This window comes from Micromonospora sp. WMMA1947 (assembly GCF_027497355.1).
Taxonomy (GTDB): Bacteria; Actinomycetota; Actinomycetes; order Mycobacteriales; family Micromonosporaceae; genus Micromonospora.
Map to the genome: position 1 here is coordinate 4,422,784 of NZ_CP114909.1, position 24,801 is coordinate 4,447,584.

Sequence of the window (24,801 nt, forward strand, 5' to 3'; positions counted from 1 at the left end):
CCCCTACTGACAGTGATGGAGATGGCTGTGGAGCAAGTTGCCGTCTTTGTGCACGCGCCCGACCCGCTGACCCACACCGGCCTGACCGCCCACCTCCGGTCGCGCTCCGACATCGCGCTGCTGGACAGCGCGGACCGGACGCGGGCGCAGGTGCTCGTCGTGGCCGCGGAGCGGCTCACCACCGACGTGATCGCCATGCTGCGCCTCGCGGCGACCGAGATCGGCGCGCCGGTGGTCCTGATCACCACGGAGGTCACCGAGCAGGAACTGCTGACCGCCGTGGAGTGCCGGGTCGTGGCCGTCCTGCCGCGCGCGGCGGTCACCGCCGAACGCCTCGTGCACAGCGTCCGGGCGGCCGCCTCCGGCGGCGGCGTGCTGCCCCCGAACCTGGTGGGTGAGCTGCTCAAGCACATCGAACGGCTCCAGCGCGACGTGCTCAACCCGAACGGCCTGAACGCCTCCGGCCTGACCGCCCGCGAGATCGATGTGCTCCGGCTGATGGCCGAGGGCTTCGACACCAACGAGATCGCCGACGAACTGCGCTACTCCGAACGCACGGTGAAGAACGTCATCTACGGCCTCAACCACCGGCTGAAGCTGCGCAACCGCTCGCACGCGGTGGCCTACGCCCTGCGCTCCGGCATGATCTGAGGTGATCACGCGCCACACCGTCGGCAACGCCCTGGTGCTGCACGCCCGCGAGCGGATCAGCACCGAGGCCCGTACGGTGGCGCTCTCGGTGGACGTGGATCCCGACAACGACATCGTGATCCTCGACCTGCAGCACGAGCTGCCGTTCGACATCTGGGACACCGTCGCCACCGAGCTGCGCCGCCAGCGCCTGCGCCGGGGCATCCGGCTGGTGGTCTGCGGCGCCCGCCCGGAGACCGGGGCGCTCGCCGGCCAGTGGCTCTCCGACCGGCTCGGCCGCCCGGTGATCGCCCCCTTCGGACGGATGATCCCGGGCGCGGCGGGACTGCTGTTCGTGCACGCCACGGATCTGGGCGGCTGGGTCTGCTACCGGCGCGGCCACACGCCGGTCTGGCAGTCGAAGCGCTATCCGGTACCGGCGTGGGACGGTGCCGCCGTCGACCACCTGACGGTCAGCTCGACCTGCGCCGCCGAGCCGCTACCCGGCGGCGTCTGGCTCCGGGAGAGCCGCGACGACGCCGCCGTCGCCGTACACGGAAGCCACCTCACCTCGACGATGCCGTGCCTGCCGGACGCGATGCCGGTCCTGGTGGGCTGCCCCGGGACGGTTCCGCTGCGCCTCGACGACATCGCCCGGTTCTGGCGCGGGCTGGCGCCCGAGGGCCGCGAGCACGCCCGCTTCGTCCAGTACGGCCCGGTCGCGCTGCCCGACGGTGAGGAGTTCGGGCAGGCGCTGGCCGACCTGCTGCGTTGCCCGGTGCGTGTCTTCACCGGCGTGCCCACCGGCCGCCCGGGCGGTCCGGCCCTGTTCACGGTCGGCACCGACGGGCGGCCCGGCTGGCAGGTCTTCGCCGAGGAACTGGCCTACCGGCCCCGGGAGACGCTCGGGGCGAAGGCGCTGACGCCGCGCATCCTGCGGCACCGCGCACCGCCGGAACTCGGCGAGCCGGTCGGCCCCCGCGTCTACCAGTACGCCCACGACGCGGTGGTCGAGGTGATCCCGGCAGGCCTCTGGCTGCGCGCCCCGCAGCCGCCCCGGCACGCCGACCGGATCCGTGCCGTCCCGATGGACCCGAACCGCGTCCGGCTGGTCGTGGACGACCCGGCGCCGGCGGTGGCCGAGCGCCACCGGGAACTGGCCGGTGACCTGGCGGAGCGGCTGGACCCGGAGACCCGCAGGCGCGTGGCGGTGCAGCCGTCCTCGCTCGTGGCGCCGGGACGCCCGGGGCTCTCCGCCCGCGGGATCGAGGCCGGCACGTACCGGCACACGACGACTCCCGCCGCCGATCTGCCTCCCGCGCCGTCGGTGCCGGTGCCCGTCCCGAAACCGGTACCCGTCACCGTGGCCGGCCCGTCCGTGCCGGCGACCGAGGGGGCGGCCGACGGCGGCGCCGCTCTCGCGAGTGCCGCCTCCGCCGCCCCGCCGGACGGAGCCGGACCGGACATCGCCCGGATTCCCGGTGCCGGATCGGACAGGGACGTGCTTCGCGGGGCGGGGCTGGACGTTGCCGGGCGCCCCGAGGCCGCGTCGGGCGTGGCCGGGCTGCACGGGGCCGGGCCGGGCGTCGCCGGGATCGACGATGCGGGGCCGGACGCGGACGCGCCGGGTGTGGCGGCGACCGACGTGGCCGGGCCGGTGCCCGGCGGCGGCGCGGGCTGGGCGACCAGCCCGACGATGACGCTGCCGGTGCACAGCCCCGCACCGGCTCCCGTCCGCTTCCAGCGCACCCCCGGCGACGACGCGCGGGGCGTGCGCCCCGGCCCCGACCTGGACGAGGAGCGCACCTGGTTCCGGCGCGCGTTCCGCCGCGAGATCGCCGCCGTCTCCGCCGACGTGTCGGACGTGCTCGCCGCGCATCCGACGCTCGCCGGCGGCGCCGACGCGGTGGAGTACGCGACAGCCGTCCGCCTCTACCTCTCCGCGGCGGGCGACGGTCTCGACCAGGCGCTGCGCTCGGCCGAGCCGGGCGGTCACGTGCCGTTCGCCAGGTGCGTGTCGGCGGGCGTACGCCGGTTGCCGGTGCACCGCGGCGTCGCGTACGCCGGGGCCGAGCTGACCACGGCGGACCTGCGCCGGATCGCGCAGCGGCGGGTGCTCACCGACTGGGGGTTCACCAACGCGCTCGCCGAGCCGCCCGCCGACCTGCCGGGCACCGTCGAGGTGCTGATCTGGTCGGCCACCGCGCGTCGCACGGCGGCGTTCGAAACCGGCGACGGCGTGCCGGCCCGGGTCCTGTTCCTGCCCGGTACGGCGTTCACGGTGCTCCAGGTGCAGGAGCCGGAGGCCGGCGCCCCCGCCCGGCTGCTGTTGCGGGAACTGGCGGTGGAGGAGCCGCCGGTGGACGGGCGGGTACGCTTCGACGCCCTCGCCCTGGCCGCCCTGCGTCAGCACCTCGCGCGCAGCGCCGGCCCGGGTACGCCGGTCCCGGCAGCCGCCGCACGCCGGTTCCTGGGCGTCCCCGGGCTGCGCTAGATGTACTGCGCGGTGATGTCACGCCTGGGGTCGCCGGCACCCTCCCCGTTCCGGCGGCCCGTGCCGCCCTCAGCTGATCGTTGCCAGCAGGTCCCGGCAGCCCTGCTCACAGGCGCGGCACGCCTCCGCGCAGATCCGGCAGTGCTCGTGCTTGTCGGCGTGCGCCGCGCACTCGTCGCCGCACGATCGGCAGGCAGTCGCGCACGCCTCCAGCAGCGTGCGGCTGATGGTGGCGTCGTAGCCGGTGTGCCGGGACAGCACCCGGGCGGTTGTGGCGCAGATGTCGGCGCAGTCCAGGTTCGTCCGGATGCACTTCGTCAGCTCGGCGACCATGTCCTCGCTGAGGCAGGCGTCCGCGCAGGCGGTGCAGGCCTGGGCGCAGTCGTTGAGGGCATCGACCGCCGCGGCCAGCTTCGCCCGATCCAGGTTGATCGACTTCGGGTACGTCTCCAGCATCGGCCCTGTGGTGCTCGGCATCGGACAGTCCTCTCGTCGGTTCTCCCCGCCCTACCCGAAGTCTCCTGTCACACACCCTCTCCGAGCGCGATCAACAGCAGTTGTCCGTACCGCTCGGCGAGCCGTGGGGCGGGTCTGCGCGGCGACGCTCACCCCGTACCCGCTGGGAGTGCCGTCCGTGCTGCCCGGCGAGGTGGTGGGCCGACGGCGAGACACCTAACGGTCGAGTCGTTCGCGCAGGTCGTCGACCTGCTGCTGGATCCGGTTCACCGCGCCCTCGTTGTTGAGGAACGTCGTGAGGCCCGCGCCGAGCGCGAGCCCGAGCAGCAGGGCGATCACACTGAGCACCAGCCCGCCGATCGCCACGCCGCGACCGGTCACCCCTGGTCGCGCGGCCATCTTGAGCCCGACGACGCCCAGGACGATGCCGATGATGGCGAGCACCACGCCGATCCAGGCGAGGATGGCGGTGAGCACGCTGAACAGCGCGGCCACGCCGAACACGAGCGCGAACGCGGCGGCCGCGCTGGTCTTGGCCGCCCCGCCGGTTCGGGTCCGGCCGGCACGGGTCGGAACGCCGGCCCCGCGGGCCGGCTCGCTGGACGCGGTCATGGGCACTCCCTCCGGTACACCGTGAGGCGTACGCTGCGTGCCGCCGCTTCCCCGGTCACCGTCGACTCATGCCTGCCCTTTTCGCGGTCCGCCCGGCGATCCCGTCCCGGCGGCGAGGCGCTACCGGTCCGGGCCGTCGAGGAGAGCGGCGAGTGTCGCCCGCGCCGCCTGCAGCAGCCGAGGGCTCGCCAGGGCGCGGCGCAGCAGTTCGCGCGCCGGCTCCGGGGCCTGCCGGGACAGCTCGGCGCCGTGCGCGACCAGCCATCGCACCAGCCACTCGTCCACCTCGGGCGGTCCGGCGAGCAGGTGGTCGGCGACCCGGGCGGCGGCGCCGCCGTCGTCCGCGAGCGCCTGTGCCGCGTGCCGGCGCAGGGTCGGCCGCAGCGCGGCGGGGATGCTGCCCGCGAGGGCCTGCCGCAGCACCGGTTGCCGGAATGCCAGCTCGCCGCCCGCGTCCACGAGGACGTCGGCGGCGAGCGCCTCCTCCAGGTCGGCCATCAGGTCGAACGGCGTCCGTCCGGTGACCGCCGCGACCTCGGCGACGGCGAACCGGTCGCCCAGCAGGGCGGCGTAGCGCAGCGCCTCCCGGGCACCGGGGGAGAGGTGGTCCAGGCTGGCCCGCACGGTGTCCAGAAGCGCGCGCGGCATGCCGTCGGCCCGCGCGTCGACCTCGGCGAGCCCGTCGACCACCCGTACCCCGTCCTCCGCCACGAGGCCGGTGACCAGTTCCCGGGCGTACAGCGGGTTGCCGGCGGCCAGCGGCGCCAGCGACCGCAGCGTCGCGCCGGGTGGTACGCCCACCGTCGTACCAAAGATCTGCTCGATGTCCGACGGGGGCAGGGGAGCCAGCCGGATCAGGTGCCCGTCGCGGGTGCTCACGCCGCGCCGCAGCCGGGCCAGGTCGGCGCGGCCGGGCTCGGGCCGGGCGGTCGCGACGAGCAGCAGCGGCAGCCACCGGGTCAGCGCGGCGAGCCGCTCCCAGGCCAGCAGGCTCACCTCGTCGGCCCACTGGAGATGGTCGACGGCCAGCACCAGCGGACCTGCCGCGGTCAGCTCGCGGACGTGGTCGAGCACCCGGTCGACGGCCGCCGGCGGGTCGTCGTGCGCCGCGTCCTCCAGGCGCAGCGCCCGCCGCATCACGTGCAGCGGGATGCGGCCGCTGAGCTCCTCGGCGACGCCCCGCGCGACCCGGTGGCCCATCGCCCGCGCCTCGTGCAGTGCCGCGTCGAGCAGCGCCGACTTGCCGATGCCCGGCTCGCCCTCGATCCACACGATCGTGCTGCGGCCCTCGCCCAGCGCGCCCAGCAGGCCGCGCAGCAGCGCCAGCTCGCCGTCGCGCCCGACCAGGCGGCCCCGCCACGGTACGGCGGGCGCGGGCACCGCGTCCGGCGCCACGGGTACGGCCGCTACGGCCGGTGCGGCCGGTGCCGGCTCGGCGAGGATCTGTACCTGCAGCTCGCGCAGGGCCGGGCCGGGCTCGACCCCGAGTTCGTCCACGAGCACCCGGCGCGCCGCGTGGAAGACGTCGAGCGCCTCGGTGCCCCGGCCGGCCCGGTGCAGCGCGCGCATCAGCAGCTCGTGGAACGGCTCGTGCAGCGGGTGGTCGCGGACGAGGGCGGTCAGGTCGGCGATCAGCGTGTCGTCCCCGCCGCCGGCCAGGACCAGCCGGGCCCGCCGCTCCGCCGCGCCGATCCGCAGCTCGGTCAGGCGGTGCCGGTCGAGGTCGGCGAAGAGTCCGGTGACGTTCGCGTACGCCTCGCCCCGCCAGAGCGCGAGTGCCTCGTCGAGCAGTGCCAGCGCCTGACCGGGCCGGCCGGCGGCGGCCTGCGCCCCGGCCGCCTCGCACAGCGTCTCGAACCGGTCGGCGTCCAGGGCACCCGGTTCGAGGCGCAGCGTGTATCCGGCCCGGCCGGAGCGCAGCAGCCCACCGGCCGCGCCGAGGCTGCGCCGCAGCCCGGAGACGTAGGTGTAGATGTTGCCCGCCGCGGCGCTCGGCGCCGACTCGCCCCACAGCGCCCGGATCAGCTCGGTGCGGGTGACCGGGCGGTTGGCGTTCGCGGCCAGCATCGCGAACAGGGCACGCCGCCGGGCCGGCCCGAGGTCGATCTCGGACTCGCCGTTCCAGGCCCGTACCGGGCCCAGTACGGTGACGCGCAGTCTCCTCACCGGTGCCCGACGACCGCCGGTCCGACGCTCGGGGACGGTCCGCCCGGGTCGGCGATCCGGTTCATCTCGGCGCGCGTCGCGGCGTCCGCGGTGTGCGCCGACACCCAGCTCGCCTCGGCGCCGGCGGGCAGCCCGCAGCGGTGCAGCACCCGGGCCAGGTGCGCGGTGAGCAGCTCGCGGGACGGCGCGGACAGGCCGGGCGAGGCGACGGCGTGCCGCAGCACCGCGATCGCGGGCGCGGGGGCGACGACGCTCAGCTGCGCGGCGTGCGCGGTCAGCCAGTCCTGCACCCACGTGTCGACAGGCACCGGACCGGCCAGCAACTGGCCCGCGACCCGGCCGAGGTCGCCGCCGGCCTCGGCGAGCCGCTGGGCGAACTGCCTGTGCATCAGCACCCGCAGCGCGGTCGGGATCGCGCCGCGCAGGACCCGGCGGACGACCGGATGCCGGAACCGCAGGCGACGCCCGTCCTCGACGAGGACACCGGCGGCCAGCGCCTCCTCCACCGCGGGTACGAGCTCCGGCGCCGACCTGCCGGTGACCGCGGCCAGGTCGGCCACCAGGTAGTTGTCGCCGAGGAAGGCGATCGCCCGGAGCAACTGGCGGGTGTCGTCGGCGAGTGGTTGCAGGTGCCGGGAGACGGCGTCGGTCAGGTCCGGTCCGGGCGTGTCTGCGGTCCGGCCGTCCCGGTCGGCGAGCACGAGATGACGCAGGTAGTACGGGTTCCCGGCGGCCGCCGCCACGAAGGAGCGGGTGGCGCCCGGGTTCGGGCCGGGCGGGCGGGACCAGGCGCGTACCAGGCCGGCGGCCGTGTCGTCGTCCAGCGGGCCGAGTTCGACGAGCGTGGTGCCGTCGCGGGGCAGCACCCGGCGCAGGAGCCGCACCTCGTATCCGGCCGGGACCGGGCGCGCGGCGGAGACGAGCAGCAGGGGCAGCCGCGTGGTGAGCTTGTGCAGCGCGTGCCAGACCAGAAGCGACATGTCGTCGGCCCACTGGAGGTCGTCCAGGACCAGCAGCAGCGGCCGCTCGGCGCACCGCGCGACCACGAACCGCTGGATCGTGTCGATCACGGTCATGGTCGGCGGCGCCCCACCGGTGCAGGCCTGCAGCGAGGCGGGCAGGCCGTCCGCGTCGTTGCCCAGGGTGAGGCACTCCAGCACGATGCTCAACGGCATCCGGTACGCCAGCTCGTCGCCGACCGCCCAGCCGACCTGGGCGCCGAGCGGGGCGGCGCCGCTCAGCCCCTCGGCCAGCAGCGCCGACTTCCCGATGCCCGCCTCGCCGCTGATCCAGACGCTGCCACCGCGCCCTCCCGCGAGGCCGGTGACCGCCGTGCGCAGCCGGTTCAGCGCGGCGGCGCGGCCCCGGAAGCCGGGATGCCGGTGCGGTACCGGACTGCGCGCCGGTGCGGGAGCCGCGCCCAGCAACTGGTCGTGGATCTGCCGGACGGCGGCGGCGGGTTCGGTGCCCGACTCCTCCACCAGGCGGTCCCGCAGCGTGGCGTAGAGCGCGAGCGCCTCGGCGGCACGGCCCTGCGCGGCGAGCGCCCGCATCGCCAGCGCGTACAGGCTCTCTCGGGCGGGGTGGCGGCCGGCGAGCGCGAGCAGGCGGTCGACGACCTCGGCGCCGCGCCCGAGGCCCAGCATCAGCTCGGCCTGGCGTTCCACTGTGGTCAGGTACAGCTCGCCGAGCCGGATCCGGTGGCCGGCCGCCCGCGGTCCCGGTACGCCGACGAGCGCCTCGTCACCCCGCCACTGCGCCAGCGCGGCGTCCAGCGCCGCCAGTTCACCGGCGGTGTCCCCGGCGGCGCGTGGCGCACGGCTGCGGTCGCGCAGCCGCTCGAAGCGGTGCACGTCGACGGCGTCGGCGTCGAGGTGCAGCCGGTAGCTGCCGCCCTCGGAGGTGAGCACCCGGCCGGAGGACCACCTGTCCCGGTCCGGTTCGAGCATCCGGCGCAGGGCGGAGACGTACGTGTAGAGGTTGCCGGTCGCGCTGGCCGGTGGACGGTCACCCCAGACGGCGGTGATCAGCTCGTCCCGGGACAGGCCCCGCTCCGGGGTGAGCGCCAGCGCGCTGAAGACGGCCCGGCGCTGCGCCGAGCGCAGCGGCAGCTCCCGCCCGGCGTACGTGATCCGGAGATTGCCCAGCAAGCGGATGTCGAAGCCACTGCACTGTGCCGTCATGCCGTCCTCGTGGTGACCGGATACCTGCCTCGGTGACAACCGTTCGGCGGAACCCTAGCCCAACCATCTACCATGTCAACTTCGTGTGGATGGCGAAAAGGCTTACGACGCAGGGCTTTCGAGTACGTGCGGGGCTCGTCCCGAACCGCTACCGGTCGCGCCAGCAGGCAGTCTTCGCGAGGCCGGTCCGCACCGTCCACGACGGACCGGAGAGCGCCGGGCGTCCCCGGCGAGACGATACTCACCTCGGCGGGGCCGGCGTCCGGCGCCGGCCCCACCGCTGTGGTTCAGCTACCGGTGCAGGTGGCGGTGGCGCCGCCGCCGGTCCCGGTGCCCTGGAATCCGAAGGTGGTGCTCTGTCCCGCACCCAGGCGTCCGTTGTAGCTCTGGTTGGACACGGTGACGGTGCCGCTGGTGCCGCTGGGCACGCCGTTCCAGAGTGAACTGATCGCGGCGCCGCCCGGCAGGGCGAGCGTCACCCGCCAGCCGGTCAGCGCGGCGCTCCCGGCGGTCACCGTCACGTTGGCGACGAAGCCACCGTTCCACTGGTCCTGGACGGTGTAGACGGCGGTGCAGGAGGCCCCGCCCGGCGGCGGAGTGGTCGGCGGGGGCGTGGTCGGCGGCGGCGGGGTCGTGGGCGGCGGGGTCGTGGGCGGGGGAGTGGTGGGCGGCGGGCCGTCCAGCGTCAGGTTCTTCTGCTGGACGCTCCACTGGCTGCGGCACAGACCGCAGTCCGGGCCGACGAAGTTGGCGCCGGCGCTGACGTCGCCCTTCAGGCGCCACTTGAGGTAGAGCACCGTGACCCGGCCGAACTCGCCGCCGTTGGGCTGGTCGTACGTGCCGCCGTGCCCGACGTTCAGGTTGCCCATGAAGGCGGGCAGCCCGGACGGCAGCTTGCCCCAGTCGTCCATGGCGTTCGGGTAGGCGATGTCGCTGGGCCCGCCGACGAAGTACGCGATCGGCTTGGTGAGTCGCCGCAACTGGTAGTCGTCGGCGTCGTTGAGCAGGCCGCTGCTGAAGATGCCGGTGGTGGTGACGCGCGGGTCGTTGGAGACCGCGTACGCCTCCAGGCCACCGCAGGAGAACCCGGCCACGGCGATCTTCGTGGTGTCGATCCGGTTGTAGTACTTGCTGCCCGAGCGGGAGTTCTCCGCCACCGCCCAGTCGATCGACTGGGTGAGCATCTGGGAGTTCGTGGAGCCGGAGCCGTTCGGCGCGCCGTTGGCGATGGCGAGGAAGCCGTGCGAGGCGATCTCGCGCAGGAAGTTGCCCTGCGACAGCCCGTTGGCCGAGCACGCGCCGTTGCCCCAGACCAGGACGGGAAGGCGTTCGGACGGGAGCGTCTGGGGCCGGAAGATGGTGTGGTTGGGCAGGCTCGACGAGGTCTCGTAGTCGGCGGGGTAGGGGCCCGAGCCGCCGATCGCGGCGCCGGCCGGTGTCGCGCCGAGCGCCACGACCACTGTGGCGAGCGGGACGAGGGCGGCGGCCAGGCCCGCGTAGATCTTCGATCGTCTTCTCATGCGCCCTCCAGGGGACGTCGTGACGGCGCTCCCCGGATGGTGGTGGTGGCGGTGTGTCGGCCACGTCGGTGTGGCGCCGCCGCGATGCGTCCCCGCGGGGGGACCGGCGGGAGCTTTGCAGTTAATATCACCGCCGTAACGGAATGTGTCAATACACGCAGGTCGATGCCTGCCGCCGGTCTCGCCGCCGCGGCCCTGACCGTCCCGCTGTTCGCCGCGCCCGCCGCCGCGGAGCCGGCGTCGATCCCGAACCCCGACACGGGTCTGGTCTTCTACTCCAGCAATCCGCTCGCCGTGGTCGCCCGGCAGGCCGCGCCGGACGGCTACGGCGCGGCGGCCGCCGAGTCGGCGTCGGCTTCCTGCGTATCGGCGCCGGCGGCCTCCGGGCGGGCGGCGTCGTGCGCGGCCATCTCGTCCTGCCGGGCGGGCTCCTCGCGCAGGATCGCGGCGTGCAGCCACGCGTCGGGGATGGCGAAGCCGTCCACGAGCGTGCGCATGAACGGTCGTAGCTCCTTGAGCAGCCCGTTCACCACGCCGGTGATCGCCTTCGACCGGGCCGGGGTGAGCCGGCCGTGCTCCAGCAGCCAGCCCTTGTCGGCCTCGATGACGCTCAGCGCGTACAGGTCGCAGACCCGGGACAGCAGCTCCTTGACCGCCGGGTCGGCGGTGGCGTCGATGCCGGCGACGAACGCCTCCAGGGTCACCCGGTCGACGTGCGCGGCGGCGACGGCGAGGACGTGGTCCTGCACGTCGTTGAAGATGTCGAACGGACGGTCCTTCTTGGTGGAGGCGCCGCCGCGCAGCCGGCGGACCGCGCTGTCGAGCAGGTGCTCCTCGCGGTCCTCGAACACCTTGAGCTGCCAGCCCCGGTCGGTGACGGCGACCTCCTCGTCGCGGCCGGGCACCGCGCCGACCAGCCGCGCGATCAGCGCCCGCGCGGCGGTGCGCTCCAGCACCATCTCGCGTACCTGCTCGGCGACGAACGACGCGCGCCCCCAGCCGTCGAGCGAGCCGAACTCGTCCCGGTAGCCGGTCAGCAGCCCCTTGGCGACCAGCTGCAGAAGCACCGTGTTGTCGCCCTCGAACGTGGTGAACACGTCGGTGTCGGCCTTGAGGCTGGGCAGCCGGTTCTCGGACAGGTAGCCGGCGCCGCCGCACGCCTCCCGGCAGGTCTGGATGGTGCGCGTCGCGTGCCAGGTCTGCGCCGCCTTCAGCCCGGCGGCCCGGGACTCCAGCTCCCGCTGCCGGTGCTCGTCGACCGGCCCGTCGCCGCCCTGGATCTCGTCGAGCGCGGCGACCAGCTCGGTCTGGGCGAAGTGCAGCGCGTACGTGGTGGCCAGTGCGGGCAGCAGCTTGCGCTGGTGGGCCAGGTAGTCGTTGAGCAGCACCTCACCGTCGCCGTCGGCGTCGGCGAACTGACGGCGGATGTCGCCGTAGCGCACCGCGATGGCGAGCGCCGCCTTGGTGGCCGCCGACGCGGCGCCGCCCACGCTGACCCGGCCCCGCACCAGCGTGCCGAGCATGGTGAAGAAGCGGCGGGAGTCGTTCTCGATCGGGCTGGAGTACGTGCCGTCCTCGGCCACCTGCGCGTACCGGTCCAGCAGCATGTCCCGCGGTACGCGTACGTGGTCGAAGCTGAGCCGCCCGTTGTCCACGCCGAGCAGCCCGGCCTTGGGCCCGGCGTCGCCGATGGTCACCCCGGGCATCGGGTCGCCGTGCTCGTCGCGGATCGGCACCAGCCACGCGTGCACCCCGTGGCGGTGCCCGTCGATGATCAACTGGGCGAAGACCACAGCCATCCGCCCGTCCCGGGCCGCGTTGCCGATGTAGTCCTTGCGCGCTGCCTCGTGCGGCGTGTGCAGGTCGAAGGTCTGCGTCCGCGGGTCGTACACGCAGGTGGTGCGCAGCTGCTGCACGTCCGAGCCGTGGCCGGTCTCGGTCATCGCGAAGCAGCCGAAGATCCGGCCGGAGACGATGTCCCGGAGGTAGGCGTCGTGGTGCCGCTCGGTGCCGAGGGCGGCGACCGCGCCGCCGAACAGGCCCCACTGCACGCCGGCCTTCACCATGAGTGACAGGTCGACCTGCGCCAGCATCTCGGTGGCGACGATCGAGGCGCCGATGTCGGACCGGCCGCCGTACTCGGCGGGGAAGCCCGCGGCGATGCCCAGATCGACCGGGAGTTCGCCGAGCAGCCGGGTGATCCGCTCCCGCGCCTGGTCGCCGGTCTCCCCGTAGACCGGGAGAAACCGCTCGTCGAGGTGTTTGCGGTGAGCCTGGCGGACCTCGGCCCACGGTCCGTCGAGCGTCTCCTGAAGGCGGGCGATGTCGATGCGGCGGGACGCGTGATCGAGCATGGTCGCTCCTCGGGGCAGCGGGGCACGTGGGCGCACTCTCGGCCTGATCAACATTACCGGCGGTCACCATGGCCCGCTGGCGGAGCCCGTGGTGAGCCGTGCCACCCGGCTCGGCCACCCGAGACGCTGAGGTTAGGCTGTCCTCACTTCGATCCCTGGAGGCGTCCCCTCGTGTCCCCGCATCCCGCCGGCAGCGCCGTCACGGCCCGGTACGTGCTCCGTCAGGCGTTGCGCCGCCAGCGGCGACCGGTGCTGATCGGCGTGACGCTGCTCGGCCTGCACCAGGTCGCCGAGGCGCTCGTGCCGGTGGCGATCGGCGTCATCATCGACCGCGCCGTGGTGACCGGCGACCCGTGGGCGCTGGCGTACTCGGTCGCCGGCCTCGCGGCCCTGTTCGCCGTGCTCGCGTTCGCCTACCGCAACGGCGCCCGTCAGGCGTTCGCCGCCGTGGAGCGCGAGGCGCACCTGCTGCGGGTGGAGATCGCCGAGCGCGCGCTCGACCCGCGCGGGCACCGCTCCGGCCTGCGCGACGGTGAACTGCTCTCGGTCGCCGCCTCCGACGCCGAACTCGCCGCGTACGTGGTGCGGGTGGCCGGATTCGGCGTCGCCGCGGTGACCGCGTTGACCGTGGCGGCGACCGCCCTGCTGGTCATCGACATCCCCCTCGGGCTCGGCGTGCTCGTCGGCGTACCGGTGCTCGTGCTGGTACTGCAACGGATGGCGCCGCTGCTGTCCCGCCGCAGCACCTCCCAGCAGGAGGCCCTCGCCGAGACCACCGCGCTCGCCGTCGACCTCGTGTCCGGCCTGCGGGTGCTGCGCGGCATCGGCGCCCAGCACCACGCCGCCGGCCGGTACGCCGCCGCCAGCCGCCACGCCCTCGCCGTGACGTTGCGCGCCGCCAACACCAAGGGGCTGCACCTCGGGCTCACCACCGCCGCCAACGGACTGTTCCTCGCGGCGGTCGCCGGTGTCGCCGGCTGGCTCGCCCTGCGCGGCCGGCTCACCATCGGCGAGCTGGTGACGGTGGTCGGCCTCGCGCAGTTCGTGGCCGAGCCGGTGCAGACCATGGGCTGGTGCGTGCAGTTGTTCGCGATGGCACGCGCCTCCGCCGCCCGGGTGGCGCGCGTGCTCGGCGCCGAGCCGCTCACCCGGCCCGGTGATGCGCCGGCCCCGGCGGACCCGGACGGGCCACGGCTGGCCCTCGACGACGTCGGGCACGCCGGACTGGACCGGGTGAACCTGCGCGTCGGCCCCGGCGAACTGGTCGGTGTGCTCGCGTACGACCCGGCCGACGCCGAGGCGCTGGTGGCGCTGCTGTCCGGGCGAGTGCCACCGGACGCGCGCCGGGGCGCCGTACGTGTCGACGGCGTACCCGCCGACGAGCTGCACGTCGACGCGCTGCGCGGCATCGTGCTCGTCGAGCCGCACGACGTGACGCTCTTCGAGGGCACCGTGGCCGACAACCTCGCCGCCGGCGCCCCCGCCGACCGGGCGCGGCTGCACGCCGCCGTCCGCGCGGCCGCGGCCCAGGACGTGGTGGACGCGCACCCCGGCGGTCTGGACCACCGCATCGTCGAGCGCGGCGCGAACCTCTCCGGTGGACAGCGCCAGCGGCTCGGGCTGGCCCGGGCGCTGCACGCCGACCCGCCCGTGCTGGTGCTGCACGACCCCACCACCGCCGTCGACGCGGCCACCGAGGCGCAGCTCGCCGACGGACTGGCGCAGGCGCGCCGGATCACGCCCCGGGGCACCCTGCTGATCACCAGCAGCCCGGCCCTGCTGCGGATCACCGACCGGGTGGTGGTGATCGCCGACGGCCGGGTGGCCGCCGAGGGACCGCACGAGCGCCTGCTCGCCTCCGACGCCCGCTACCGCGAGGAGACACTGCGGTGACAGCTGACCCGCGTACCGCCGACCGGCCGCTGCTGCCGATCGCGTCCGCCCGGCAGACCTGGGCCACGCTCGGCGCCCAGTTCCGCGCCCGGCCCGGCCTCAGCGCCGCCGCGGCGACGGTGCTCGTCGCCGCCGCGGCGGGCGGCCTGGTCGCGCCCTTGGTGCTCGGCCGCCTGGTCGACGACGTCATCGCCGACGCCCCGGTCTCCCGGATCGCCGGCCGGGTGGCGGTGATCGCCGCCGCCGCCGTGCTCACCGGCCTGCTCACCGCGCTCGGCGCCGCGCTGGCGTCCCGGCTCGGCGAGACGGTGCTGGCCCGGCTGCGCGAGCGCGTCCTCGATCGGGCGCTGCACCTGCCGTCCGCGACGCTGGAACGGGCCGGCACCGGTGACCTGCTGGCACGCGTCGGCGACGACGTGGCGGTGGTGACGAACGTGATCGCGGTGAGCGGCCCGTCGTTCGTCGGCGCGCTGCTGTCGGTCGTGCTCACCGTGTTCGGGCTGGTCGCGCTGGACTGGCGGCTCGGCCTCGCCGGGCTGGTCGCCGCGCCCGCGTACGCGCTGGCGCTGCGGTGGTACCTGCGGCGCTCGATGCCGTACTACGCCCGCGAGCGGGTCGCCACCGGTGAGCGGACGCAGGCGATGGCCGGTGCGCTGCGCGGCGCGGCGACGGTGCGCGCGTACCGGACCGAGGACGCGCACGTGGCAGCCATCGCCGAGCGGTCCGGCCTGGCCCGCGACCTGTCGCTGGACATCTTCAACCTGCACACCCGCTTCGGGCTGCGGATCAACAGGTCGGAGTTCCTCGGCCTGGCCGCGGTGCTCGTCGCCGGTTTCTTCCTGGTCCGCGACGACCTGGTCACCGTCGGCGCGGCGACCACCGCCGCGCTCTACTTCCACCGGCTGTTCAACCCGATCGGCCTGCTGCTGATGGAGTCCGACTCGGTGCTGCAGGCCGGCGCGAGCCTCGCCCGCCTGGTCGGCGTGGCGGAGCTGCCCGACACCGCGCCGCCCGCCGCGTCCGGCCCGGCCGCCCGGCCCGCCGGCACCCGCGGCCCGGCGGCGCTGGACGTCACCGTGCGCCGGCACCACTACGACGACGGGCCGCTGGTGCTGGCCGACGTCGAGCTGCGCCTGGCACCGGGGGAGCGGGTCGCGCTCGTCGGCGCCAGCGGCGCCGGCAAGAGCACGCTCGCCGGCATCGCCGCCGGGATCATCGCGCCCACCGACGGATCGGTACGCCTGGACGGCGCGCCGCTGACCGGGGCGGACGAGACCACCTCCCGGCGCGACGTGGCACTGGTCAGCCAGGAGGTGCACGTCTTCGCCGGCCCGCTCGCCGAGGACCTGCGCCTGGCCGCCCCGGACGCGACCGACGCCGAGCTGCTCGACGCGCTGGACCGGGTCGGCGCCACCACCTGGCTGCGTACCCTGCCGGAGGGCCTTGCCACACCGGTGGGCGAGGGCGGTCACCGCCTCACCGCCGCGCAGGCCCAGCAGGTCGCCCTGGCCCGGCTGGTGCTCACCGCGCCCGCCGTGGCCGTCCTGGACGAGGCGACCGCCGAGGCCGGCAGCGCCGGTGCCCGCGACCTGGACCGGGCGGCCCGCGCGGCCACGGAGGGACGGACGACGCTGATCGTGGCGCACCGGCTCAGCCAGGCGGTCGACGCGGACCGGATCGTGGTGCTCGACCACGGCCGCGTCGTGGAGCAGGGCACGCACGAGGAGCTGCTGGCCGCCGACGGCCGGTACGGCCACCTGTGGCGCTCCTGGCGCGTCCCGGTATGATCACCGACCGCTCCACGGCCCAGGCGAGGTGCCCATGACCGACCTGCCGACCCGCTTCGTGCTGTTCCCCGGGCGGCACCACCTGCTGACCCGGTTCCAGGCCGACTACCTGAGCCGGCTCGCGGGCGACGAGGCCACTGTGGTCTGGGCGGTGACGTCGGCCAACCACGAGAACACCAGGCGCAACCCGGTCGCGTACCACAGGCGGGAGGCCGCGATCGAGCGGTTCAGCGTGCTGACCGGGTTGCGCTCGCTGGCCGTGCCGATCTTCGACACCGCGTACACCGACGCGTTCGCCGAGGTCACGCTGAAGTCCATCGCGGTGGCCACCGGAATCGAACTCACGCCCGCGGACACCGTGGTGGCCTGCTCCACGCCGGAGGTCGCCAAGCTGTACGAGCGGCTCGGCTTCGCGATCGCGCAGGTCGAAGCCGACGCGGACCTGCCCGGGACGCCCGAGCGGCCGTGGGACGTGCTGCTGCGCCTGGCCGCGGGCGACGACACCTGGCGGTCGCTCACCCACCCGGCGACGATCGACGTGTTCGAGCGCTACCGCCTGGTCGAGGCGATCCGGTCGGTGGTCAACGACCCGCTGGTCGGCGACGAGGGCGGCCTCACCGTGACCCGCGACTACCGGACCTACGTCGAGGCGTTCGCCTCGGCCGCGCACCGCAAGTGGGACTCGGTGCGCCGGTACGTGCAGCCCGGGCGCATCGTGGACATCGGCTGCGGCGCGGGCGCGGTCCTGGAACTGGCCGACCGGGAGCCCGCGCTGCGGGAGAGCGACCTGATCGGGGTGGAGGTGGCCCGCCACCTCTACCAGGAGTGCCTGCACAAGAAGGCGCAGGGCGTGTTCCGCAACGCCAACGTCTACTTCTTCCACCGCAACGTCCTCGGCGGCGCGGTGTTCAAGGACCGGTCGGTGGACACCACGCTTACCTTCGCGCTGACCCACGAGATCTGGTCGTACGGGCGGCAGCGGTCCTCGCTGCTCCAGTTCGCCCGCCGCATCCACGACCACACGGTGCCCGGCGGCGTCTGGATCAACAGCGACGTGTGCGGACCGGACGAGCCGGACCGGCAGGTGATCCTGCGGCTGTCCACCGACGACGGGGACAACCCCGCCGCGCCCCGCCGGGATCTCGCCGGCCTGACCTCGGCCGAGGTCCGGCGGTACGTCTCGGGCCTGTCGACGCGGGCGCGGCTGGACCAGTTCGCCGTGGACTTCGCGTTCGGCGTCGCGTACGAGCCGCTCGCCGACGGCGCGGTACGCATCGGCCTGGGCGCGGCGATGGACTTTCTGACCCGCAAGGACTACACGGACAACTGGCTGTCGGAGACGAAGGAGCAGTTCTGCGGGCTGAGCTTCGCCGACTGGACGGTCCTGCTGGCCGAGGTGGGCTTCGAGATCGGCCCCGTGTCGGCGCCGGTCCGCAACGACTGGGTGATCGACAACCGGATCGCACCCGTCGCGTCCCTCACCGACCTCGACGGCCGGCCGCTGGACTGGCCGACCACCCACGTCCTCACCGTCGCCCACCGCCCGCGCAACGCCTGACCTGTGGGCGCCCACCGGACCGGCGGGCGCCCACGGGATGCGGCTCAGTGGCTCAGCGCGATACGTACCGCCAGGACGATCAGGATCAGCCCGGTCAGCCGTTCGATCACCAGCAGCACCGACGGCCGGGTCAGCCAGGGCTGCAACCGGTCGATGAGCAGGATGTAACAGGCCCACCAGAGTACGGCCAGGCCGATGAACGTGGCGGCCAGCACCGCCGTGCGGGCCGCCGCACCGTCGCCCGCCTTGACGAACTGCGGCACGAACGAGACGTAGAAGACGACCACCTTGACGTTCAGCAGCTGGCTGGTGACGCCCATGACGAACGAGCGGCGGGCCACGTGCGGCTCGTCGGCGGCCGCCGCCTCCCGGACCGGCGCGGCGGCCGGACCGGTGTCCGCCTCCGGCCCGGGGCCGCCCGCGCCGACCGGTACCGGCTGCGCGGCGGGTGCCGCCCGTCGCGGCCGGGTGGCCCAGAGGATGGTGCCGCCCAGGTAGAGCAGGTACAGCGCACCGGCGACGCGCAGCACCGTATAGAGCGTCGGTGAGGACACCAGCAGGGCGGACAGGCCGGCCGTGGCGAGCGAGGCGTGCACCAGGGCGGCGGCGAACAGCCCGGCCAGCACCACGAATCCGGCCCGCCGCCCGTACCGCACGGTCTGCCGGGTGACCAGGGCGAAGTCGACGCCCGGCACGATGATGATGAGCAGACTCGCCGCGACGAAGCTGACGATCTGGATGTCAGACACGCTGCTCCTCCCGCGCCTCGACGTGGGCCGGGGCGGCCTCCTCGATGACCGAGACGCCGCTGTCGCGGCGTGGCCCGTGCCGGCGCCACTGCTCGCGCAGCCGGATCCGGCCGTCCGGCAGCCGCTCGGGCCGCGACTCGCACTCGCCGACCACGATGCTGCCGTCGGTGAGCACCTCCACGTACGCGAAACGCACCACGCCCTGCGCGTCGCAGGTGCCGGCGAGCCGGCCGTGCCGGACCGGGCCGCCGGAGATCTCCGCCCAGACCAGGTCGCCGCGCTGGTGGTAGTGCCCCCGCAGCGGGTCGGCGTCACCGGCGTGGTCGACGGAGACGAAGATCCGGTCGTCGTAGTCGAATGACGTCATCGCGCTCACGCCCATCGGGTGCTCAGGTAGTCGTCGCGGAACCGGCAGACCGTGCGGCCGGCGATCGAGTTGAGGATCATCGCGCTGCGGATCGGCAGGATGCTCAGGTTGGAGTCGACGAGCCCCTGGACGTACCGCCCCCGGTTCAGCACGAAGATCTTGTGGTCGTCGGCGTGCTTCCAGCGGATCGAGTAGTCCGACTCGATGACCGGCTCACCGCGCTCGTCCAGGTCGATCAGCGCGGTCAGCTCCGGATCGAAGGGCAGCGGCGCCTGCCGGCGTCCCGCCGCGACGATCACGTTCACCGCCCGGTGCCGTTCCTCGCCGCTGCCGGCGGTCAGGCACTCCAGCTCGACCTCCCCGCCGAGCTGCCGGGCGCCGGTCACGGTACGGCTCGGCATGATCGTGACCGGGAACCGGCCGGTACGCAGCCGCTCCTCGTAGTTGTGCTGGTAGATGCCGCGCAAGGTGCCCGGGGAGATCCCGTCGCTGGTCAGGATCTGACCGGAGACGAGGCGTTCCCGCACGTCCCGGGAGAGGGTGAGGAACGCCTCCTGGTAGGCGGGCCGGTACAGGTCGTTCGCCGACGGGGAGTCCTCCAGCGGGGCGAACCACGACCGCCGCCCGATCCATGTGATGTCGCGGCATCCGCGGGCGAGCAGCGCAGCGACGCACTCCGCACTGGTCTGGCCGCTGCCGATCACGATCCACGGCAGGTCCGGCTCGTCCGGCACCGTCGCGAGGCGCTGGTGCAGGTCGTCGGCGACGAACAGGTGGCGCGGGTCGAGCGCGTCCAGGAACTCCGGTACGAAGGCGACGGTCCCGCTGCCGAGCACCAGGTGCCGGGAGCGGGCGACCTCCGCACCGCCGCTGCGGCTGACCAGCGCGCCGTCGAACTCGACCCGGTCGACGCGGGTGCCGTACGTGATGCGCGGCAGCTGACCCGCCGCCCACACCAGGTACTGCTGGTACTCGATCCGGGGGATGGTGTCGAACCCGGCGCCGAGCAGGGCGTACACCCGCCCGGTGGTGACCAGGTAGTTGAGGAACGACAGCGGGTGGGTCGGGTCGTAGAGCGAGACCAGGTCCTTGACCCAGCCGGTCTGCATGCGGACGCCGCTGTGCAGCATCCCGTCGTGCCAGCCCGGCCGGTCGCGGGCCTCGAACAGCGCGATGTCGTGCGGCGCGAGGGTGTCGTACATCGCCGCGAGGCTCAGGTTCGCCGGCCCGGCGCCGATTCCCACTGTGTGAAAGGTCTGCGTCATGAGTCTGCCTCTGTCTGGCCGTGGGGGACAGGGATCGCGGTTCGGGTGTTCAGCAGGGCGGTGGCGGCGAGCCGGCTGGCGGCCAGGACCGTCTTGGCGGCGCCGCCGCTGCCGCCGGTGAAGGTGTGCACGGCACCGGTCACGTGGCGCAGCGCTAGGCCGGCGGGTTCGCTGTAGCAGTCGGCGGCGCTCACCGGCGACCCGGCCGGCCGCGGGTCGAGCCCGGGCAGCCGCCGCGCCGCCACGGTCGGGACCCTTGCCGCCAGTGCGGCGTCCGGTTCCGGGGCCGGCGGGTCGACGTCCCACCTGTCGCTGGGCAGCCCGAGCAGGACGCGCCCCGGACCGGCCGGCCGGCCGTAGAGGCCGCTCGACTCGTCCACGAAGCACGGCAGGTCGTCGCGCCTGGTGGCGTAGCGGGCGTACTGGATGTGCTTGGTCCGCAGCGTGGCCGGCATCCCGGCGGCGCGCAGCAGGCGCGGGGTCCAGGCCCCGGCGGCCACGACGACGAGGTCGCCGGTGAGCCGGCGGCCGTCGACCAGCTCGACCACCCCGTCGCCGAGGCGGGCCACCGGTGTCGGCTCGGTCCGGCCCAGGCCACGCAGGACGGTCCGGCGCAGCCGATCCGGCTCCAGGTAGCCGGCCCGGTCCTCCCAGATCCCCACCGTGCCGTCCGGGAGCCCGGCGAAACCGAACCGGCGGGCGACCTCGTCCCCGGTCAGCGTCTCGGCGCCGTCCACGCCGGCCGCCGACGCGGCGTCGAGGAGGTAGAGCGAGCCGGTCCGCCGCCACCCGGCGGCGGTCGCGAGGGACGAGTCGGCCAGCAGTTCGGCGAGGCTCGCGGCGGCGAGGGCCCGGGCGGCCGGGTCGGGCTCGAAGGCCCGCACCAGCCCGCCGGAGGCGGCCGTCGCGTCGGCGGGCCGCCCGTGCGGAGCGCCGTCGTGCGGACCGATCAGGAGCGCGTCGGCGCCCGCGTCCCGCAGCCGCCGGGCGAGCAGGACGCCGCTGATGCCCGCGCCGACGACGAGCACGCGCGGCTCACCCATCAAAGCCCGCCGGTTCCGCGCCGCCGACGACGCCGAGCAGCCGGGCCGCCCGCTGCGGCGCACCGGGGTACGCGGCCAGCGCCGCCCGCACCGCGGTGGCCGGGTCGAAGTGCTCCGGCCGCAGCGCCTGCTCGCCGCGCGTCAGTTCGGTGTCGGCCAGGACGCCGTCCAGGCCGGGGACGGTGCCGGCCAGTGTCGCGGCGTACCGGGCGGCGAACGCCTCGTACGCCTCCGGCCGGAAGTCCGACTCGTAGCTGTCCGGCCGGTCCCAGCTCAGGAACGCCCGGACCACCGCCGGGTCCTCGGTGGACAGGAACTCGTGCGCCCAGATCGCGTGCTCGCGGCTGGTGGAGAACTTGGCGCCGGTGAGGCGGTAGAACTCGTTGACCACCAGACCGGTCGGCCGGTCGGGCAGCCCGGCGGCCAGGTGCACCGCCGGGATGAGCAGCGCGTAGTAGAACGCGTTGTCGACCCCGAGGAAGATCCACTGCTCGTCCACGTCCCGCCACGCGTCCAGGTACCCGGCCAGCGTGTCCGCGTCCGGCCGCAGGTGGCGGGCGGGCAGCACCAGGTTGGCCAGGGCCATCTCGGCCCAGACGTCGATGCGCAGGCCGTCGTCCCACTCGATGCCCCAGTCCGTCGGGTACGCCAGCGGCACCTCCGGCAGCCCGCCGTCGAGGTACGACGCGACGAGACGCCGCAGCCGGGGCGGCAGCACCGCGCGGGACCAGAACTCGGCGAGTCGTTCCCGGTGGTCGTCGAGCCGGAGCACCGGGATCGTGTGCGTGACCGGCTCGGGTGCCGCGTCGCAGCAGGTCGACCGCGCGTCGACGAGGTTCGCGGCGGTGCAGAAGCCACCGCACCCCTCGCAGGTGCCGCCGTTCGCGCCCGCGCCGCAGACCGGGCAGCGCCCGGCGACCCGGACGTGGTGCAGGGTCCGACCGCAGGCCGCGCAGGCACGCAGCGACACCGGGGCGACCTCCACCACCTTTGCCTCGACCAGCTCGGTGAGCAGGCCGGCCACCGCCCGGCGGTAGCCCTCGTCGGCCAGCGGGTCGGCCATGACGTCGTACCGGATGCGGGCGGCGCGCAGCGCGGCGTGGATCGACGACCCGTATCGGGCGACGGTGTCCGCGGGGGTCTCGCCCAGCGCCTGCGCCCGGGCGAGCACGTAGTTCTGGTGCGCGTCCAGCCCGCACTGGGTCAGCACCGGCCGGCCGGCGGCGCGCAGCGCGCGGGCCGCGATGTCCCCGGCGACGTACGGACCGCTGAGGTGCCCGAGGTGCAGCGGCCCGTTCGGCGTCGGTGGCGGCGTCACCACCAGCACCACGCCGGAGGCGGCGTCAGTCACGGCCGGCTCCGTCGTCCGCGCGGGGCTGCGCCGCCTCGTCGGGCCGGGGCATCCAGTAGATGCTGAGGATGGTGAGCGGCTGCTCCGGCGAGGGGTTGTGGATGACGTGCCGTTGCTCGGGTTCGAGCAGGATCACCCCGCCGGTCGGCACCTCGACCTTCTCGCCGCCCGCCTCGTAGATGGCCGTGCCGCGGGTCACCACGGCGAACTCGACCTCGGGGTGGATGTCCTCGCTGCTGCTGCCACCGGGCGGGATCACGCACCACATGGCGTCGAACGGCAACGGGCCGAGATCGCGGTACTGGGTCCAGCGGCCGATCCGGATGCCGTACTCGTCGGTGAGTTCGGCGGTGTCGCTGACGTACCTTCGCATGTTCGTCCTCCTGGTCGGCGCGCTGCCCTCCGGGCCCACGCCGGACGGTTCTGAGGTTTGCGGAGAGTGACCGGAAGTGCTGCTTCTGCGACGCTGCACCGATGCCGGGAACGGCCCGTCTCGTCGACCGTCGATTCGACTCCGGTCGATAGCGTCGGACCCACTGTGGACTTAACCTCGCTTGGCCAACAGGAGCTTCACCGGCAGATCACCGGCAATGTCGCTGCTGACTGCCCGCTCAGCGGTCGCGGCGTCGGTGGTCCACGGTCACGAATCCACCAGAACCGGTACGGAGACGACGCTGTGATCGGCTACATGGATACGCTGGGTCATGAAATCGCTACCGCGCGGCGGCTGGCCAACCTCACCCAGGAGGAGCTGGCCGCCCGCACCGGGCTGAGCGTCCGGAGCATCCGCAACCTGGAGTCGTCGCGGGTGACACGTCCGCGGCCCGCGACCGTCCGGCTGCTCCGCGAGGTCCTCGGCCTGCCCACCCACCCGGCGCCGTCGGCCCGGATCCGGCCCATGCAACTGCCGCTGGAGGTTCCCGGCTTCACCGGCCGTTCGACACAACTGCGGCAACTCGACCGGCTGCTCGACGGCGGGCCGAGGCGGATGTCGAACGTGGTGGTGTGCGTCCTGTCCGGCCGGTCCGGGATCGGCAAGACGGCGCTGGCGCTGCGCTGGGCGCACCGGTCGGCCGCCCGGTTCGCCGACGGGGTGCTGCACGTCCAGCTCGGTGGCAGCGACCCGGGCGGCCCGGCGGTGGCGCCGGCGGAGGCACTCGGCGGTCTCATCGAGGCGCTCGACGTACCCGGTGGGGTCCCGTGCGGCCCGGCGGCGCGCACCGGGCTCTACCGCAGCGCGCTGGCCGGGCGCCGGATGCTCATCGTGCTCGACGACGCCCGCGACGCCGACCAGGTGCGGCCGCTGCTCCCCGGCGTACCCGGCTGCATGGTGGTGGTGACCAGCCGGAAACGCCTCACCGGTCTGGTCGTCGGCGAGGCCGCGTGCCCGGTCGTGGTCGACGAGCTGGCCGCCGGCGAGGCGTGGGACCTGCTGGCGGCCCGCCTCGGCGAGCGTCGCCTCACGGCCGAACGCGGGGCGGTACGGGAGATCATCGCGCACTGCGCGGGCGTGCCCCGGGCGCTGGCGGTGGTGGCCGCCCGCGCGGCGGTCCAGCCCCGGCTGCCGCTGGCGGAGGTGGCCCGTCAACTGCGGTAGGGGACCGGCGGATCGGGGCGGTCGCGTGGCGGCGCGGCCGCCCCGGCGGTCAGGCGCGGTCGGCGCGGGTGCCGGCGCGCGCGGCGACGTGTGCCGGCGCCGTCGCCTCCGGCGGCAGCGCCGGGTCGGTGAGCGGCTGTTCCCAGCGCGCGACCAGCGGAAGCTCGCCGGCCCAGAGCCCGAGGGCGGCGTCCGGGCTGTCGCCGTCGTCCGGCGGGCCGCTGCGCGTCTTCACCGACGCCTCGGCCAGCGGCAGCGCCAGCAGCGCGGTGGCCGCCAGTTCCCGCCGGTTCGGCCGGCGGGCGTGGTCCCACTGGCCGGGGGCGACGTGCTCGGTGAGCAGCCGCAGGCCGTGCAGCTTCTCGTCGGCGTCGGTCACCCACCGGGGCCGGCCGTAGATCATCGCGCTGCGGTAGTTGATCCCGTGCTCGAACACCGAGCGCGCCAGGACCAGGCCGTCCACCACTGTGACTGTCACGCAGACCTCGGTGTCGGTGGTGAGGCTCCGGCTGGCCACCGAGCCGTGCAGGTAGAGGTGCCGGTCGTCGAAGCCGTAGACGGTCGGCACCACCATCGGAGCGTCGTCGACGAGCACGCCGAGGTGGCAGACGAAGGCGGCCCGGAGCACGTCGAACAGGGCGGCGCGGTCGCGGCGCCCCTTCTCCTTCATCCGGCGCAGGGTGGTGCGCGGTGTCGCGGACAACCGCTCGTCGGCATCGGTCATGGCTGATCTCCCGTCGGTCCCGCCGTTTCTACCGGGTCGGGCCGCGGTCCTC

The 24,801-nt window shown here is 74.6% G+C and carries 19 protein-coding genes; 6 read left to right on the forward strand and 13 right to left on the reverse strand.

Annotated features, from left to right (window positions below; translation table 11 throughout):
* Positions 1-15 precede the first annotated feature (15 nt).
* Entirely contained in the window at positions 16-651 is a 636-nt protein-coding gene (locus tag O7604_RS20915; RefSeq protein WP_281577486.1) for a response regulator transcription factor, read from the forward strand.
* A 1-nt stretch (position 652) separates the two neighbouring features.
* Complete coding sequence (locus O7604_RS20920; RefSeq protein WP_281577487.1) at positions 653-3,124, forward strand: hypothetical protein; 2,472 nt, start codon at positions 653-655, stop codon at positions 3,122-3,124.
* A 69-nt stretch (positions 3,125-3,193) separates the two neighbouring features.
* On the opposite strand, the gene O7604_RS20925 is transcribed toward O7604_RS20920, so the two are convergent.
* The 6 genes from O7604_RS20925 to O7604_RS20950 form a co-directional block, all read right to left on the reverse strand.
* Positions 3,194-3,601: a four-helix bundle copper-binding protein gene (locus tag O7604_RS20925; protein ID WP_252447909.1), complete on the reverse strand. Its 408-nt coding sequence runs from the start codon at positions 3,599-3,601 to the stop codon at positions 3,194-3,196.
* A gap of 195 nt (positions 3,602-3,796) precedes the next feature.
* Positions 3,797-4,192, reverse strand: a complete 396-nt coding sequence (locus O7604_RS20930; protein WP_281577488.1) for a DUF4190 domain-containing protein — start codon at positions 4,190-4,192, stop codon at positions 3,797-3,799.
* 120 nt (positions 4,193-4,312) lie between these two features.
* Positions 4,313-6,358 carry a BTAD domain-containing putative transcriptional regulator gene (locus tag O7604_RS20935; protein ID WP_281577489.1) on the reverse strand — a complete coding sequence of 682 codons (2,046 nt, stop codon included), beginning with the start codon at positions 6,356-6,358 and terminating at the stop codon, positions 4,313-4,315.
* A complete protein-coding gene (locus O7604_RS20940) occupies positions 6,355-8,541 on the reverse strand; it encodes a BTAD domain-containing putative transcriptional regulator (RefSeq protein ID WP_281577490.1) in 2,187 nt (728 codons plus the stop codon). Before O7604_RS20940 ends, O7604_RS20935 begins: the two co-directional genes overlap by 4 nt.
* Before the next feature lie 287 nt (positions 8,542-8,828).
* Positions 8,829-10,061: a cellulose binding domain-containing protein gene (locus O7604_RS20945; RefSeq protein ID WP_281577491.1), complete on the reverse strand. Its 1,233-nt coding sequence runs from the start codon at positions 10,059-10,061 to the stop codon at positions 8,829-8,831.
* Between the two features lie 323 nt (positions 10,062-10,384).
* Complete coding sequence (locus tag O7604_RS20950) at positions 10,385-12,415, reverse strand: acyl-CoA dehydrogenase (protein WP_281577492.1); 2,031 nt, start codon at positions 12,413-12,415, stop codon at positions 10,385-10,387.
* A gap of 171 nt (positions 12,416-12,586) precedes the next feature.
* Here O7604_RS20950 and O7604_RS20955 point away from each other — a divergent pair, with 171 nt between their 5' ends.
* Genes O7604_RS20955 through O7604_RS20965 form a run of 3 tightly spaced genes read left to right on the forward strand, consistent with a single transcriptional unit; the run spans position 12,587 to position 17,653 of the window.
* Complete coding sequence (locus O7604_RS20955; protein ID WP_281577493.1) at positions 12,587-14,308, forward strand: ABC transporter ATP-binding protein; 1,722 nt, start codon at positions 12,587-12,589, stop codon at positions 14,306-14,308.
* The gene (locus tag O7604_RS20960; RefSeq protein WP_281577494.1) at positions 14,305-16,095 is read left to right on the forward strand and encodes an ABC transporter ATP-binding protein; all 1,791 of its coding nucleotides are present in this window, start codon (positions 14,305-14,307) and stop codon (positions 16,093-16,095) included. The genes O7604_RS20955 and O7604_RS20960 overlap by 4 nt, the downstream gene beginning before the upstream one ends.
* Before the next feature lie 34 nt (positions 16,096-16,129).
* Entirely contained in the window at positions 16,130-17,653 is a 1,524-nt protein-coding gene (locus O7604_RS20965) for a class I SAM-dependent methyltransferase (protein WP_281577495.1), read from the forward strand.
* 44 nt (positions 17,654-17,697) lie between these two features.
* Here O7604_RS20965 and O7604_RS20970 read toward each other — a convergent pair whose 3' ends face one another.
* The 6 genes from O7604_RS20970 to O7604_RS20995 are packed head-to-tail and all read right to left on the reverse strand — an operon-like array spanning position 17,698 to position 22,801.
* The gene (locus O7604_RS20970) at positions 17,698-18,402 is read right to left on the reverse strand and encodes a LysE family translocator (RefSeq protein WP_269705446.1); all 705 of its coding nucleotides are present in this window, start codon (positions 18,400-18,402) and stop codon (positions 17,698-17,700) included.
* Complete coding sequence (locus tag O7604_RS20975) at positions 18,395-18,769, reverse strand: hypothetical protein (RefSeq protein ID WP_281577496.1); 375 nt, start codon at positions 18,767-18,769, stop codon at positions 18,395-18,397. The genes O7604_RS20970 and O7604_RS20975 overlap by 8 nt, the downstream gene beginning before the upstream one ends.
* A gap of 5 nt (positions 18,770-18,774) precedes the next feature.
* The gene (locus O7604_RS20980; RefSeq protein WP_281577497.1) at positions 18,775-20,034 is read right to left on the reverse strand and encodes a SidA/IucD/PvdA family monooxygenase; all 1,260 of its coding nucleotides are present in this window, start codon (positions 20,032-20,034) and stop codon (positions 18,775-18,777) included.
* Positions 20,031-21,077, reverse strand: a complete 1,047-nt coding sequence (locus O7604_RS20985) for an FAD-binding oxidoreductase (protein ID WP_281577498.1) — start codon at positions 21,075-21,077, stop codon at positions 20,031-20,033. Before O7604_RS20985 ends, O7604_RS20980 begins: the two co-directional genes overlap by 4 nt.
* Positions 21,070-22,428 (reverse strand): class I tRNA ligase family protein, encoded by a 1,359-nt coding sequence (locus O7604_RS20990; RefSeq protein ID WP_269705451.1) that lies wholly within the window; start codon positions 22,426-22,428, stop codon positions 21,070-21,072. Before O7604_RS20990 ends, O7604_RS20985 begins: the two co-directional genes overlap by 8 nt.
* Positions 22,421-22,801: a cupin domain-containing protein gene (locus O7604_RS20995; protein ID WP_269705452.1), complete on the reverse strand. Its 381-nt coding sequence runs from the start codon at positions 22,799-22,801 to the stop codon at positions 22,421-22,423. The genes O7604_RS20990 and O7604_RS20995 overlap by 8 nt, the downstream gene beginning before the upstream one ends.
* Before the next feature lie 315 nt (positions 22,802-23,116).
* Between O7604_RS20995 and O7604_RS21000 the strand changes: the two genes are divergently transcribed.
* On the forward strand, positions 23,117-24,025 hold the full coding sequence (locus tag O7604_RS21000) for an NB-ARC domain-containing protein (RefSeq protein WP_281577499.1): 909 nt from the start codon (positions 23,117-23,119) through the stop codon (positions 24,023-24,025).
* 49 nt (positions 24,026-24,074) lie between these two features.
* Here O7604_RS21000 and O7604_RS21005 read toward each other — a convergent pair whose 3' ends face one another.
* Positions 24,075-24,749, reverse strand: a complete 675-nt coding sequence (locus O7604_RS21005; protein WP_281577500.1) for a pyridoxamine 5'-phosphate oxidase family protein — start codon at positions 24,747-24,749, stop codon at positions 24,075-24,077.
* Positions 24,750-24,801 lie beyond the last annotated feature (52 nt).

Coding starts and splice junctions, on each gene's coding strand:
- O7604_RS20915 (WP_281577486.1), top strand. CDS start 16: ATGGAGATGGCTGTGGAGCAAGTTGCCGTCTTTGTGCACGCGCCCGAC.
- O7604_RS20925 (WP_252447909.1), bottom strand. CDS start 3,601: ATGCCGAGCACCACAGGGCCGATGCTGGAGACGTACCCGAAGTCGATC.
- O7604_RS20930 (WP_281577488.1), bottom strand. CDS start 4,192: ATGACCGCGTCCAGCGAGCCGGCCCGCGGGGCCGGCGTTCCGACCCGT.
- O7604_RS20940 (WP_281577490.1), bottom strand. CDS start 8,541: ATGACGGCACAGTGCAGTGGCTTCGACATCCGCTTGCTGGGCAATCTC.
- O7604_RS20945 (WP_281577491.1), bottom strand. CDS start 10,061: ATGAGAAGACGATCGAAGATCTACGCGGGCCTGGCCGCCGCCCTCGTC.
- O7604_RS20950 (WP_281577492.1), bottom strand. CDS start 12,415: ATGCTCGATCACGCGTCCCGCCGCATCGACATCGCCCGCCTTCAGGAG.
- O7604_RS20965 (WP_281577495.1), top strand. CDS start 16,130: ATGACCGACCTGCCGACCCGCTTCGTGCTGTTCCCCGGGCGGCACCAC.
- O7604_RS20975 (WP_281577496.1), bottom strand. CDS start 18,769: ATGACGTCATTCGACTACGACGACCGGATCTTCGTCTCCGTCGACCAC.
- O7604_RS20980 (WP_281577497.1), bottom strand. CDS start 20,034: ATGACGCAGACCTTTCACACAGTGGGAATCGGCGCCGGGCCGGCGAAC.
- O7604_RS20985 (WP_281577498.1), bottom strand. CDS start 21,077: ATGGGTGAGCCGCGCGTGCTCGTCGTCGGCGCGGGCATCAGCGGCGTC.
- O7604_RS20995 (WP_269705452.1), bottom strand. CDS start 22,801: ATGCGAAGGTACGTCAGCGACACCGCCGAACTCACCGACGAGTACGGC.
- O7604_RS21000 (WP_281577499.1), top strand. CDS start 23,117: ATGGATACGCTGGGTCATGAAATCGCTACCGCGCGGCGGCTGGCCAAC.
- O7604_RS21005 (WP_281577500.1), bottom strand. CDS start 24,749: ATGACCGATGCCGACGAGCGGTTGTCCGCGACACCGCGCACCACCCTG.